Source organism: Kitasatospora sp. NPDC054939, assembly GCF_053610105.1.
This window is the reverse complement of the sequence record NZ_JBSGXP010000094.1, coordinates 1-12,337: the sequence shown is the minus strand read 5'-3', so window position 1 is coordinate 12,337 and position 12,337 is coordinate 1. Positions and strand designations below refer to the sequence as shown.

Annotated in this window: 18 protein-coding genes; 11 read left to right on the top strand and 7 right to left on the bottom strand. The window is 73.5% G+C overall.

Going from position 1 to position 12,337, the window contains the following annotated elements:
• The first annotated feature begins 68 nt into the window (after positions 1–68).
• The gene (locus tag ACWGB8_RS24695; protein WP_452215758.1) at positions 69–614 is read left to right on the top strand and encodes a GrpB family protein; all 546 of its coding nucleotides are present in this window, start codon (positions 69–71) and stop codon (positions 612–614) included.
• 266 nt (positions 615–880) lie between these two features.
• On the opposite strand, the gene ACWGB8_RS24690 is transcribed toward ACWGB8_RS24695, so the two are convergent.
• Positions 881–1,339: a hypothetical protein gene (locus ACWGB8_RS24690; protein ID WP_452215757.1), complete on the bottom strand. Its 459-nt coding sequence runs from the start codon at positions 1,337–1,339 to the stop codon at positions 881–883.
• Between the two features lie 236 nt (positions 1,340–1,575).
• Between ACWGB8_RS24690 and ACWGB8_RS24685 the strand changes: the two genes are divergently transcribed.
• From ACWGB8_RS24685 to ACWGB8_RS24675, 3 genes are read left to right on the top strand one after another with little or no spacing between them, the layout of a single operon-like run.
• Positions 1,576–2,259 carry a DUF998 domain-containing protein gene (locus ACWGB8_RS24685; protein ID WP_452215756.1) on the top strand — a complete coding sequence of 228 codons (684 nt, stop codon included), beginning with the start codon at positions 1,576–1,578 and terminating at the stop codon, positions 2,257–2,259.
• A gap of 7 nt (positions 2,260–2,266) precedes the next feature.
• Positions 2,267–3,490: a sensor histidine kinase gene (locus tag ACWGB8_RS24680; RefSeq protein WP_452215755.1), complete on the top strand. Its 1,224-nt coding sequence runs from the start codon at positions 2,267–2,269 to the stop codon at positions 3,488–3,490.
• Entirely contained in the window at positions 3,487–4,155 is a 669-nt protein-coding gene (locus tag ACWGB8_RS24675; protein ID WP_452215754.1) for a response regulator, read from the top strand. The genes ACWGB8_RS24680 and ACWGB8_RS24675 overlap by 4 nt, the downstream gene beginning before the upstream one ends.
• A gap of 387 nt (positions 4,156–4,542) precedes the next feature.
• Here ACWGB8_RS24675 and ACWGB8_RS24670 read toward each other — a convergent pair whose 3' ends face one another.
• Together ACWGB8_RS24670 and ACWGB8_RS24665 are read right to left on the bottom strand one after the other, a co-directional pair.
• Positions 4,543–4,860: a hypothetical protein gene (locus tag ACWGB8_RS24670; protein ID WP_452215753.1), complete on the bottom strand. Its 318-nt coding sequence runs from the start codon at positions 4,858–4,860 to the stop codon at positions 4,543–4,545.
• Positions 4,861–4,953: 93 nt separating this feature from the next.
• Positions 4,954–5,433: an HIT family protein gene (locus tag ACWGB8_RS24665; protein ID WP_452215752.1), complete on the bottom strand. Its 480-nt coding sequence runs from the start codon at positions 5,431–5,433 to the stop codon at positions 4,954–4,956.
• A gap of 113 nt (positions 5,434–5,546) precedes the next feature.
• On the opposite strand from ACWGB8_RS24665, the gene ACWGB8_RS24660 reads away from it, so the two are divergent.
• The 4 genes from ACWGB8_RS24660 (at position 5,547) to ACWGB8_RS24645 (ending at position 7,907) form a co-directional block, all read left to right on the top strand.
• Positions 5,547–5,909 (top strand): hypothetical protein, encoded by a 363-nt coding sequence (locus ACWGB8_RS24660; protein ID WP_452215751.1) that lies wholly within the window; start codon positions 5,547–5,549, stop codon positions 5,907–5,909.
• 10 nt (positions 5,910–5,919) lie between these two features.
• Positions 5,920–6,720, top strand: coding sequence for a hypothetical protein (locus ACWGB8_RS24655; RefSeq protein WP_452215750.1), 801 nt, complete (start codon positions 5,920–5,922; stop codon positions 6,718–6,720).
• A 99-nt stretch (positions 6,721–6,819) separates the two neighbouring features.
• Positions 6,820–7,122 (top strand): hypothetical protein, encoded by a 303-nt coding sequence (locus ACWGB8_RS24650; protein ID WP_452215749.1) that lies wholly within the window; start codon positions 6,820–6,822, stop codon positions 7,120–7,122.
• A gap of 143 nt (positions 7,123–7,265) precedes the next feature.
• Complete coding sequence (locus tag ACWGB8_RS24645; protein WP_452215748.1) at positions 7,266–7,907, top strand: restriction endonuclease; 642 nt, start codon at positions 7,266–7,268, stop codon at positions 7,905–7,907.
• A gap of 60 nt (positions 7,908–7,967) precedes the next feature.
• On the opposite strand, the gene ACWGB8_RS24640 is transcribed toward ACWGB8_RS24645, so the two are convergent.
• Positions 7,968–8,219 (bottom strand): hypothetical protein, encoded by a 252-nt coding sequence (locus tag ACWGB8_RS24640; RefSeq protein WP_452215747.1) that lies wholly within the window; start codon positions 8,217–8,219, stop codon positions 7,968–7,970.
• Between the two features lie 236 nt (positions 8,220–8,455).
• Entirely contained in the window at positions 8,456–8,707 is a 252-nt protein-coding gene (locus ACWGB8_RS24635) for a hypothetical protein (RefSeq protein ID WP_452215746.1), read from the bottom strand.
• 277 nt (positions 8,708–8,984) lie between these two features.
• Between ACWGB8_RS24635 and ACWGB8_RS24630 the strand changes: the two genes are divergently transcribed.
• On the top strand, positions 8,985–9,296 hold the full coding sequence (locus ACWGB8_RS24630) for a S26 family signal peptidase (protein WP_452215745.1): 312 nt from the start codon (positions 8,985–8,987) through the stop codon (positions 9,294–9,296).
• On the opposite strand, the gene ACWGB8_RS24625 is transcribed toward ACWGB8_RS24630, so the two are convergent.
• The gene (locus tag ACWGB8_RS24625) at positions 9,293–10,534 is read right to left on the bottom strand and encodes an RNA-guided endonuclease InsQ/TnpB family protein (RefSeq protein WP_452215744.1); all 1,242 of its coding nucleotides are present in this window, start codon (positions 10,532–10,534) and stop codon (positions 9,293–9,295) included. The genes ACWGB8_RS24630 and ACWGB8_RS24625 overlap by 4 nt on opposite strands.
• 26 nt (positions 10,535–10,560) lie before the next feature.
• Between ACWGB8_RS24625 and tnpA the strand changes: the two genes are divergently transcribed.
• Positions 10,561–10,977 carry an IS200/IS605 family transposase gene (gene tnpA, locus ACWGB8_RS24620; protein WP_452215743.1) on the top strand — a complete coding sequence of 139 codons (417 nt, stop codon included), beginning with the start codon at positions 10,561–10,563 and terminating at the stop codon, positions 10,975–10,977.
• A gap of 323 nt (positions 10,978–11,300) precedes the next feature.
• On the opposite strand, the gene ACWGB8_RS24615 is transcribed toward tnpA, so the two are convergent.
• Positions 11,301–11,594 carry a helix-turn-helix transcriptional regulator gene (locus ACWGB8_RS24615; protein ID WP_452215742.1) on the bottom strand — a complete coding sequence of 98 codons (294 nt, stop codon included), beginning with the start codon at positions 11,592–11,594 and terminating at the stop codon, positions 11,301–11,303.
• Between the two features lie 149 nt (positions 11,595–11,743).
• On the opposite strand from ACWGB8_RS24615, the gene ACWGB8_RS24610 reads away from it, so the two are divergent.
• The gene (locus ACWGB8_RS24610; RefSeq protein WP_452215741.1) at positions 11,744–12,070 is read left to right on the top strand and encodes a hypothetical protein; all 327 of its coding nucleotides are present in this window, start codon (positions 11,744–11,746) and stop codon (positions 12,068–12,070) included.
• Positions 12,071–12,337: the final 267 nt, after the last annotated feature.

Below are 12,337 nucleotides of genomic sequence, written 5' to 3'. Positions count from 1 at the left end.
TCGGGCGCCGCCCCGGGCTTCCGACGGTCCACCGTAAGCAGCCCCGCCGGCAGGGGACAATCGGGGCCATGAACGACCGGATCGAGATCGTCGACCATGACCCCGCGTGGCCCGGCCTGTTCGCGGAGTCGGGCGCGCGACTGCGCGCGGCACTCGGCGACGTCGCCGTGCGGATCGACCACATCGGCTCCACCTCGATCCCCGGACTGGCCGCCAAACCGGTGATCGACGTGCAGGTGTCGGTCCGGTCGTTCGAACCGCTCGACGCCTACCGGCTCCCGCTCGAAGCCCTCGGCCTCGTCCACCGGGCGGACAACCCCGAGCGGACCAAACGCTACTTCCGGGAGGCGCCCGGCACCCGGCGGACCCACCTGCACGTCCGGCAACTCGGCAGCTTCTCCGAGCAGTTCGCCCTGTTGTTCCGCGACTTCCTGCGCTGCCACCCGGCGGACGCCGCCCACTACGGCGAGGTCAAGCGCAGCCTGGCGGCGCAGTACGCCGGCGACCGGCCCGGCTACACCACGGCGAAGGACCCCCACGTCTGGGATATCGTCCGCCGCGCCGACACCTGGGCCCAGCACACCGGGTGGGCGCCGGGCCCGAGCGACGTCTGAACCCCGGACCGCGACCGCACGCAGGTGTGCGGGCGGGCCTGGGTCGTGCGCGTCGCACGGCGTGGACGAGCCCGGCGGCGGTTGGCTCACCGGCCGCGCGGGCCCGTCACGCCTTGAAGACGGCGCAGCTGGTGGTGCCGTCTCCCGCGACGAGGACGAGCCCGCGGTCGGGGGTGCGGCCTGCGCCGGGACGGTCGGCTCGGACGCGGACCGGCCCGCGCCGCCCTTGCGTGCAGCGTGCTTCCTGCCCCACGGCAGGCGGCGGGTCACGGGCGGGGCCCGCTCAGGTCGATGCCGGTGATGTCGCCGCCCGCGGCGACCGAGCCCGCACCGGTGGCGCGCACCTCGCGCCGGTCGGTCCCGGGCGCCTCGCCGGTGCCGCCCGCCGGAGCAGCCCCGCCGGCCCCGGTGATGCTGCCCGCGGCCGCGATCCCGCCGTCGGTGGCGTGCACGGTCACCTCCCGCGCGCGCCCACCGATGGGCGGCGTCGGCGTCGGCTCCGGGCCGGACGGCGCCGACCCGCTCCCGTTCGTACCGGCCGTACCGCCCGCCGGCTGCCGCAGCCCGTGCACCGTGAGCGCCAGGCCCGCCAGGGCGGCGACGGCACCGGTCACGCTCGCCGCCTTGTCCGCGGTCTCCAGGTCCGCCAGGAGCACGACCAGGACCAGGCCGATCACCGCCGCCGCACAGACCGCCGCTGACGTCCACCACATCCACCGGCGCATCCGCCACCCCCACCATCCGATCGGCACAACCCCCGTGGCCGGAATTGTCCCACCCGCAGGACCGCCGCCGCGCCCGAACAGGCACACCGCGAGGGAGCAGCCGTACACCGAACGGTGCAGCCGGTCCCGCCGACCGCACCGACCGGTGTACGGCCGGATGACCGCATCGGGACGACGCGGCCACCCCCGCCCCCTCCGTAGGTTCGGGATCACCGAAACGACCCGAGGAGGACCGCATGACGACCACAACCACCCCAGGAACCAGTACAGTTCGGACCCCACTCGCCCTGATCACTGCCGCCGCCCTGGCCATGACGGCGGTGGAGGTGCTCAACCCGGGGTACGACCTGGCGAGCGAGGCGATCAGCCGGTACGTCCACGGCACGGCCGGCTGGCTGCTCCCGGCGGCGCTGCTGGCGGCCGCTGCCGCCTCCGCCGTGCTCACGGCCCGGCTCGGCACCGCGGCGGGCCGGGCGGGCCGGGTCGCACTCGCGCTGTGGACGGTCGGCGTCCTGGTTGCGGCGCTGTTCCCGGCGGACCCGCCCGGGCACTGGAGCCGCCCCTCCCGGTCCGAACTCGTCCACGGCAGCGCCGCTTTCCTCGCCTTCGCCGCCCTGCCGACCGCCGCCGTCCTGCTGCGCCGCACGCTGGCGGCCCGGCGGCCCGGTCTGCGTCCCGCACTGGCTGTCCTCACCGCCGGCTCGATCACGGCCACGGCCGCGCTCACGGTGTTCCTCGTCGATGTGATGGACGGGGGTCCGTCGCTCGGGCTGGGCAGCGCGCCCACGCTCCTCGGACTCGTCGAACGCCTGGTCATCGCCGCTGACTTCGGGTGGATCGCGGTCGCCCTGGTCGCCGCGTGCACCGGGGTCGGGCGTATCCGCCCCCTCGGCGGCCGGGAAAGCACCCCTCGTGGATGATCGGCGCATGACCCCGACCACCCCCACCACCCTCACCACCCCCGCGGCCCTCCGCCCGCGCCCGGCGCTCGCCCGCGACTGCCTGCTCGCGGCCGTCACCGCCGTCGCCGTGCTCGCCGGCACCGCACGGGCCGGTGGCCGGCTGGATGCCGCGGGCGCCCTGCCGCTCGCCCTGTGGCTGGGCCTGCTGCTCCTGACGCGCCGCCGATGGCCGATCGCCGTGCTGCTGCTGAGCGTTCAGGTGGTCCTCGTGTTCCGCACCTCCGAACTCACCGACACCGGCTGGGTGTGGCCGCTCTCCGCCGCGTACGCGACGCTCGCCGCAGCCGACCGGCCCGGCCGCCCCGGCCTCCCCTGGGCGGCAGGTGTCGGTCTGGCCGAACTGGCCTTCGCCGCAACCTGGGAGACGTCGTCCGGCGGTGCGAGCCTGCGCGAGGCCGTCGGATCGCTGGGCGTCGAGGCCCTGTGGCTGGCGGTGCTCCTCGCCGCCGCCACCGCGTACCGCAACCGGCTGCGCTGGCGCGCCGAACTCGACGAGCGCCTGGTCCAGGCCGAACGTGAACGGGACCAGGAGGCCGGCCGCCGAATCGCGGAAGCCCGACTGGACATCGCCCGCGAACTGCACGACGTCATCGGCCACACCCTCACCGTCGTCGGTCTCCACCTCCGGGTCGCCGCCGAAGCGTTGGACGACTCCCCGGAAGAGGCACGGTCCGCGCTCACCACCGCCCAGCAGGTCCGCACCGAGGCGGTACGGGATCTGCGCGCGTTCGTCGACGTGCTGCGCGCACCCGGGCACGAGCGGCAGGAGCCGGCGGCCCCGCCGGAACCCGCGGCCAAGGTCCCCGAGGTCGCCGCGCTCGTCGACCGGATGCGCACGTCCGAGCTGGACCTCCGGCTGGAGACGGCGGGCGATCTCGCCGCCGTCCCCGCCCCGGCCTCCCTCGCGGTCCACCGGATCGTCCAGGAGGCCCTCACCAACACCGTTCGCCACGCGGTCGGGGCCACCCGCGCCGACATCGCCGTCCGCTGCGCCGACGGCCGGGTGGAGGTGACCGTCACCGACGACGGCCGCACTCCGGCCCCAGCCCGGGAACCGGCCGGGCACGGCGTGCGCGGGATGGGCGAGCGGGTCCGGGCGCTCGGCGGCGACTTCTCCGCCGGACCTCGCGGCGGGCACGACGGATGGGTGGTGCGGGCCGTCATCCCTGTGCCAGGCTTCAGGGCATGACGATCAAGGTGCTCCTCGCCGACGACCAGGCCCTGGTGCGGGCCGGCTTCGGCAGCCTGCTCGCCCGGGCCGAGGACATCGAGGTCGTCGGCGAGGCGGGCACGGGCGACGAGGCCGTCCGCACTGCCCGCGCCGTCCGCCCCGATGTCGTCCTCATGGACATCCGCATGCCCGGCACCGACGGACTCACCGCCACCCGCACCATCGCCGAGGACCCCGACCTGGCCGGCTGCCGGGTCATCGTGCTCACCACCTTCGAGACCGACGAGTACGTCTTCGCCGCCCTGCGCGCCGGCGCCAGCGGCTTCCTCACCAAGGAGACCGAACCGGACGACCTGCGCCAGGCGGTCAGGGCCGTGGCGTCCGGCGACGCCCTGCTGTCGCCCGGCGCGACACGGCGGGTCATCCAGCAGTTCGCCCACCGGCCGGCCGCCCCGACCGACACCGCGGAACGCCTCGCCGTCCTCACCGCCCGGGAACGCGAGGTGACCGGCCTGATCGCCACCGGCCTGTCCAACGACCAGATCGCCGCCCGGCTCGTCATCAGCCCGCTCACCGCCAAGACCCACGTCACCCGCGCCATCGCCAAGCTCGGTGTCCGCGACCGCGCCCAACTGGTCATCCTGGCCTACGAGACGGGCCTCGTCCGGGCAGGCGGCCAGTAGCAGCGCAGCGCCCCGGCCGAGCGGGAGCGCCGCCCCGGTCGTGCGCTACGGCTCGGTCCCCGACCGGTCGTCGTCGGCGAACGCCCGCAGGCCCAGGGCCGGTGCCACGTCCGACGCGAGCGAGGTCAGGTACCAGTCCCCGGCCACCCGGCCCGCCCGGGCCGTCGCGCACCAGTCCGCACGGTCGAGCGAGGTACGAGGCCCGGGCGGCGTCCCAACGCAGCTTGGCGGCAACCTCGTTGGACCACGCGGGGGACTTGGTGCAGCCACGGTCGCAGGTCCGGGTGGGCGTCCGGGTGTTCGTCCGCGAGCCGGCACGGCGGGGACACCGCGGCCACCCGGCCCCACTCGGAGGTCCGTTCCGCGAGCCAGAACAGTGCTCGGGGCCTACCCCGTCACCATGGTGAACACCGGGTACATCCTCGGCGGGGCGGCCTGGACGCCGAGTTCGTTCATGATCGGGGTGACCACCTCTCCGAACCGCTGGAAGGCCTCCTCCGACTCCCAGACGTCGACGATCAGCCAGCCGTCGGAGGTGGGGGCGGCGGTGTGCGAGAGGAGCCCGGGAACGGGCAGGTCGCCGACGGCTTTGAGGGGACCGTGTACGCCGGTCAGCTTCTCGACGCTCTGCTCGTACAGGGCCTGCGTCATGCCCGGAGCCTCGAAGATCACGACGACGGCCATGGTGTCCTCCGCTTCAGCCACGGGGTGTGGTCCGGTCCAGTCGATCAGGAGGCGGGACGGCCCACCCGCCGGCCTGGGCCGAACGGGTGCGCAAGGCCGGGCCGCCCCGGGGCGTCACCGCTCCTGGGCGAGCCGATCCAGTTCCGCGCCGATCGCCGCCCGCAGCGTGTCGTGCTGCGGGCCGAGCGCGAACCGCTCCTCGCTCCACCGCTCGCTCGGGTACAGCCACACGGGCTTGCCCACGAGTTCGGCCGGCTCCCAGGAGAACCGCGGCCACACGTGCGCGTGCAGGAACGGGTCGGTGTTGCCGAGGATCTCCAGGTTGACCCGGCGGAAGGCGGGATCCAGGCGCGCGCAGGCGCGCTCGACGGCCTCGCCCAGGCGGTCCATGTCGGCGAGGAACGCCAGCCGCGCGGTCCGGGGGAGGTCCGAGAGCCGCTGTACCGCGGGATGGTCGGCCAGCAGCACCGAGTACCCCGGCAGGAACTGCACGTCGCCGATCACCGCGAAGCCGGACTCCAGCCTCCGGAGCACCGTCGGGTTCGTGCCCCGGAGCGCGGTGCCGATCCGGTCCCTCCGCCAGTCGTCATTCATGATCGGCGACTCTACACACCGCTGTCCGGCGGCGAGTTGCCCCGGTGCCGGCCGGCCCCGGCCCGGCCGGCGGATCTTGCTCCGTGCCCGTCCGATGGGACAGGATGCCGCCCGTGACCTCCTACCTGCAGCGCTACCTCGCCGGCGACCACCTCGGGGTCTGGTCCGAGCTGCGGGCGCTCGGGCAGCCGGCACCGTCGGCCAGCGCCTCCGCGAGCACGCCCGGGGCCCCCGGCGCGGTGGCGATCCCGGAGGCGGTGGACGTGCTGACCCTGCCGGAGACCACCGAGGTCAAGGGCCTCGTCCTGTCGCAGGTGGTCAACCCGAGCAAGAAGAACGAGAGTTGCGTCCTGCTGACGCTCGCCCCGGACGGCCGGCTCGCCCGGCTGCGCACCTTCGTCACTGGGGACGGCAGCACTCCTCCGGGGAGCCGGATCACCCCGGGCTGCACCGAGCGGGTCCGGATTCACCCGTGACTACACCGGGATGCTCGGCCGAACCAGCTTCAACTTCAAGGACCCGGTCAACAGCGGCGACCCGCACCTGTCGCTGCTCGGGACGGGCGGCCCCACCGACCTGAAGGACATCTCCGGCATCGGCGGCGCCCCCGGACTCACCCAGGACGGCATGCGGGTGGACCCGGTCACCGGCGAGGTCGTGCACTGGAGCGGCCCCCGCAGCAGCTCGACCGCGTTCCGGCTGCGCGCGGTCAAGCCGGACGGCACCGGCGAGCGGATGCTGGACGCGTCCGGCCTCAAGCCCACCGAGTCGCCGGCCTTCCTGGGCGGGCGGATCGTATCGACGAAGACGGCCGAGCGGGCCGTCTCCCGGGCCGACGGTTCGCTGGCCGTCTACCTCGACGAGCAGTCGAAGGTGCACGTCGGCCCGGTCGCCACGCTGGAGACCAACCCGGTCGCCGAGGTGGTCGGCAGCGGCACCATCCGGCCGCAGGCGTTCGTCGGCGCCGACGAGGTCCTGGGCGGCAGCGCCCGCCTGCCGGTCGCGGCGACCCTGGACGTCTCCGACCCGGCCCGCCCCCGGGTGACCGTCCGCCAGCTCGGCCCGATTCCGCCGGTGCTCCACGGCAGTGACACGCAGGAGGAGCACTTCGTCGCCGTTCCCGGCGAGCGCGCCGTGTACACGCTCGTCTACCAGAACGCGGACAAGCTCGGGCGCAAGGCCCGGTACCTGGTCGTGCGCCTCGACCTCGCCTCCGGGGCGGCCACGGTCCCGGCGGTTCTGGCGGGGACCGGCGGCCGCGCCGTGCCCCTGGAGTACGCCCGGTAGCGGACCCGGCCGGGCCCGCGCGGGGTGCCGGTGCCGGGGGTGTGAACGGGGCCCGCCGTGGCCCCGGGAGCACCTCGCGGGCACCGGCACCCTTGACAGTTGCTCATGTTCCTGACAGCACTGGTTCTGCACCGAGTTGCACCACTCCCAACGCGCGGCCACTCCCGAAGGGAGCGATCAGCGCTTGACTTCCTCCCCTTCGTCGAGCGGCTGATGTTCTCGGCCGCGGCGCGCGACGCCGCGCTGGCGCGGCACACGCACCTGTTCGGCTCCCGCCTGATCGGGCCGCTGCGCTTCCTGAACCCGCTGGCCGTGGCGAGGGCCGCGGTCGTCAACGTCCGGCACCGCAGCTCGGCCGGGAAACCGGCGCACCCGGCGCACCCGGCGCGCACGGAGTCATGACCGGGGCGCAGACGGGCTGTTCGGCCTCGGGCCCGCTGTGATCCGGACAATCCGGGCCGCCGGGGCGGGACGTTCCGCCGTTTCCCGGTGGCCGGGTGCCCGGCGCTCGTACGATTCCGGGCACCGTACGAGGGGGGAGTGCCGTGGCACGCAGGCCGGTTCGACGTCGCCGGTCCGCCGCCCGCCGGTGGCGGCTGGTCCGGGAGAATGCGCTGGTGTTCGCGGTGGTGGTGGTCGCCGCCGTGGCGCTGGTGGGGTTCGTGGTGTCCTGGATGCTGCACCACCTGCTGGTGGTGGGCCTGGTGGCGGCCGCGGGCGCGGTGGTGGCCGGGGCGGTGCTGCGGGCCCGGGTGCTGGAACGCCGGCGGGACCTCGCGGCGAGGATCGCGCAACTGCGGCACATCGGGCCGTTCCTGGAGATGACCCCCAAGGCCTTCGAGCACGCGTTGGCGGACCTGTGCCGGCGCGACGGCTGTACGCGCGTGTCGGTGGTGGGCGGGGCCGGGGACCTGGCGGCGGACGTCCTGGCGACCACGCCGTCCGGGCAGCGGATCCTGATCCAGGCGAAGCGGTACGGGCCGAAGACCTTCGTCGGCTCACCGGACGTGCAGAAGGTCAACGGCACCTACCGTGACGTCCACGGATGCGACCGGGCGGTCGTGGTGACCACCAGCGCGTTCACCAGGTCCGCGGCGGCGTTCTGCGCCCAGGTCGGCATCCGGGCCGTCGACCGGCGCGCCCTCGCCCTGTGGGCGGAGGGCACCGGCGCACCGCCCTGGGCCTGAACCGCCGCGGGCGGGAGATCCGGGCGGAGACCCGGGGAGCGCCCGCCCCCGTCTACCCTCCTACCGACCGGGTGCCGCCTCCACCAGGGCTTCGAGCAGGCGGGCGTGGACGGCGGCCGCGGCCTCGCGGGTGACCGGATCAGGGTCCTCCAGCTGCGGGGTGAGCAGCTCGATCGCGGCGGCGAGGACCGGGACGGGCACGGTGGCGCAGCGCAGGTGGAGCATCTGGGCGGCAGCCCGCTCGCCGGGGCTCGCCGTGGCGCGGTTGGTGGGGATCAAAGCGGTGAGGCCGCGGGGGAGCTGACTGGTCATCGGACCATTCTCGCGCCTTCCGCCGGTGCCGCGGACCACGGTGGGGGAGCCGCAGGTTTGACCGGGCGGATCGGGGTCACACGGGGAGCGGGTGGGCGCACCACGGTCCGGGCGACGGCTCCCCTCCCGTCGCCCGGACCGGTGCCCGCCGCGGTTCAGAGCCCGGCCACCGTGACGACCCGCACCGGCGGCCGGGCGGCGCCGGTCCAGCCGCAGCGTCGCGCAGGCTCCGGGCCTCAGCCCGGGTGGTGCCGGAAGGGCTGCTCCGCCGGGGCCGGCGGATTGATCGCGCGGTGCTGGCGCAGGCGCCCGTAGAGGATGCCCGTGATGCCCGCGGCCGGGACGAGGATCCACGCCACCCGACTGAGGTCCGGTCCGAGATCGAGCAGTTGGGCACCGAGGGCCAGCAGCCCCAGCACCGGAAGGGCGAACAGCAGGCCCCAGAAGAACAGTGCGACCGTGGCGTCGGCCCCGTTGTCACGCCTCATGTCGGTCCCCCCCATCGGCCGGTTGAGCGCGAACCTCCCGCCACGGTAGCGCCGTCCCGGGCCGGGCGCGGCCGCTTCCGTCGAAGCGGTGTCCGAACGCCGGTGCCCCGTCGGCGCGTTCGGCTCGGACTTCTCGGTCGGTCTCGCACTGATCCTCGACGGCACCGCCACCCGCATCGGGCGGGCCACCGGCTGAGCCCGGCGCCCGCCCGTCCCGCCGGCGGACGGGGAGCGAAATTCGGTGGGCGGATCCGGCCGGGTCTGCCACGATCGGCGGATGGGCGCATTGGACGCAGTGGCAGCGAGGGTGGCCGGCGGGGCCACCGTCGAGTTCCGGCCGAGCGGTTCCTCGATGGTCCCGCTGATCCGCAGCCGGCAGTCGGTGGTGGTCGCCCCCGTCGACCCGGCGAAACTGATGGTCGGGGACATTGTGCTCGCCCGGGTCGCCGGGACGGTGTACCTGCACCTGGTGTCGTCCGTGGATCCGGTCAGGAGGCGCGTGCAGATCAGCAACAACCGCGGCCGCGTCAACGGTTGGACCGGCCACGACCGCGTCTTCGGCATCTGCTTGACGTCCTCCAGGTCCTAAAGGGCCTGGATTCCTACCACCGGCGGGTGCCGGTCTCGGTGGGTTCCTGCTTCAACGCGCTGTGCCGGAACGGGTCCGGTCTTACCTGCACTCCGCGAGGCGTTTAGCCTGTCCGCCCGTCCGGCGGCCAGGATGTTGCGTGCTGCGTTGACGTCGCGGTCGTGGACGGTCCGGCAGTGCCCGCACGTCCACTCACGGACCGACAGGGGCTTGGGTCCGTCCTTGATTCCACAGGCCGAGCAGACCTGGGAGGTCGGCTCGAAGCGGCCGATGCGGCCGAAGTACCGGCCGTACTTGGCCGCCTTGTACTCCAGCATCATCACGAACTGCGACCATCCGGCGTCGTGGACGGACTTGGCGAGACGGGTCCTGGCCAGGCCCTTGACCGCGAGGTCTTCGACGTACACCGCTTGGGTCTCGCGGATGATCGTCGTGGAGAGCTTGTGCTGCCAGTCCCGCCGCCGGTCCGCCACGCGGGCGTGCTGGCGAGCGACCTTCTTCCGGGCCCTCGCCCGGTTGTTGCTGCCCTTCGCGCAACGGCTGAGGGCTTTCTGCATCCGCTTGAGCTTCTTCTCGGCGCGGCGCAGGAACTTCGGGGAGTCCACCTTGCGTCCGTCGGACATGACGGCGAAGTGGCCAAGCCCGAGGTCGATCCCGGTCTCGGTGTCGAGCGGCCCGGAGAAGTCCGGGTTCTCGATGATCTCGGGGTCGGTGTCGACGACGAACGACACCCAGTACCGGTCGGCGGAGTCCTTGGTGACCGTGACCGAGGTGGGTGCGGACGGAAGGCTGCGGGACCACTTGATCTCGAGGTCTCCGACCTTCGCCACGTACAGCGTGCCGTTGTCGCGCAGGGAGAAGCCGTTCGCGGTGAGCCGGATGCTCTGCCTGTTGTCCCTCTTGGACTTGAAGCGGGGCGGTGCGACCTTCGGCCCCTTGCGCTTGCCGGTGACGGAGGAGAAGAAGTTGCGGTAGGCGGTGTGCAGGTCCCGGAGGGACTGCACCAGCACCACCGAGGACACCTCTCCCAGCCAAGCCCGCTCTTCGGTGCGCTTGGCGGCGGTGATGACCTGCTTCTGCAGGTCGGTGTCCTTGATGTACGCCAGCCCCGCCGTGTGGGCTTCCCGACGTGCCCGGAGGCCGTCGTTGAAGACCACGCGGACACACCCGAAAGCACGGGCCAGGCTGTGGGCCTGACTTTTCGTCGGGTAGGCCCGGAAGTTGTACCGGAGCTGCATGATCGCAACCGTAGTACGGTTGGTCTATGGACACAACCACGGACTACAGGCGCGGTAGACACGTCGTTACGGCGATGCACGTCCATTTGGTCTTCGTGACGAAGTACCGGCGCGGCGTCTTCACCGACGCCATGCTGACCCGCTGCGAAGAGATCATGCGGAAGGTCTGCACGGACTTCGAAGCCGAGTTGAAGGAGTTCAACGGCGAGCGTGACCACGTCCACCTGCTCGTGGAGTACCCGCCGAAGGTCGCCGTATCGGGCCTGGTGAACAGCCTCAAGGGCGTCTCGGCGCGGCTGCTGCGCCGGGAGTACACGTCCACGATGAACGTCGCCGTCGTGCACGGCCATCTGTGGTCGCCGTCCTACTTCGCCGCGTCCTGCGGCGGCGCACCGCTCGCCATCATCCGCGAGTACATCCAGAACCAGCAGCGCCCGTCGTAGGACGCTCCGCACTACGGACCGAACCGGCCAACCCCCCAGGACGGGGCTTGCGCCGGACATCTGGGTCAGCGTCAACGGCCTCCCACGGGCCGGCGCCGGGGAGAAGGTCCGAGCCGCCGGCCCGAACTGACCGGACCCGGCCCCCGGGAGCGGGCCGGAACGACGAACCGTCAGTGCTGGTCTGGCGCGACCACCTGCCAGTCGACCGCCACCAGCATGCGTTGCCCCTCGTCCCCCCGCGGCCCGGGCCGTCCCGCAGCCGCTGAGGACGATTCTCGCAGGCGGGCGCGCGGCAGCTGCGCCCGCGGGGGCTCCCTGCCGGTTCAGCGCAGGAGGACGGTCAGGAGTTCGGCCAGGGTGGGTCCGGCGTCGGCGGGGTGGCGGAGCTGTTTGCCGTCGATGACGTGGTAGCGATTGGTGCGGCCGTGGCGCTCGTGGGTGAGGTATCCGGCGTCTTCCAGGTCGACGATGATCCGCTGGACGGCGCGTTCGGTGAGCAGGCAGCGAACGGCGATGTCGCGCACGCGCACGCCGGGGTCGCGGGCGATCTGGACGAGGACGCGGGCGTGGTTGGTCAGGAAGGTCCATTGCCGCGAGGGCGCCGCTGCGTTCTCCACGGCCCCAGTCTACGACCGGGCTTTCACGGCGCCCGTTACACGACATCCAATTCGTGTAATGGTTGACACGAAACGAGTGCCGGGCGGACAGTGGAACTCCACTGTCCGGTCGCCCGCGCCGCGGGCGGCGGCCCGCCGGGAGGTGCCCCGTGAACCATCCGACCCGTGAACGACTGGAGTGTCTCGCGGCCTTCCTCGCCGAGCGGATCGGACCGAGCACACAGAGCTGCGACCCGATCGGCCGGACCGTGCGCCACGCCATCACGGGCATCGAGGCGTACCTGGGCGCGGTCGAGAGCGGCAACGGTGTCTGCATTCACCTGCGGGCGCAGGCCGACGAGCTGTGGGAGAGCCTGGCCCGGATCGCCGCGAACTGGCCCGACGCCCCGCACCTCGGGCCGCAGGCGACGGAGCCGCCGGCAGTGGTCGACGGCGTCGCCGTGCCGGCGGCGACCGCGCTGGGCACCACCGGCTGACAACCGCTGGGTACCACCGGCTGGCACCAGGAAGTCGGGCAGGCGGGCGACGGCGAGGCCGCGGGCCGGGCACGCCGGGCGGGTTCACTCCGCCGGACGATGCCCCGTGGCGGCCGGGGCGGCCGCGGGGCCACCCTTCGGTCATGACGTACACCTACGAGATCGACCCGTCCGGCGCGGCACCCGTGCGTACCCCCGGGGTCTTCCGGAGCGGCCTGTCGGTACGGGTGGAGGCCGCGGTGGTGCTCCTCGCCGTCGCCGCCCTGG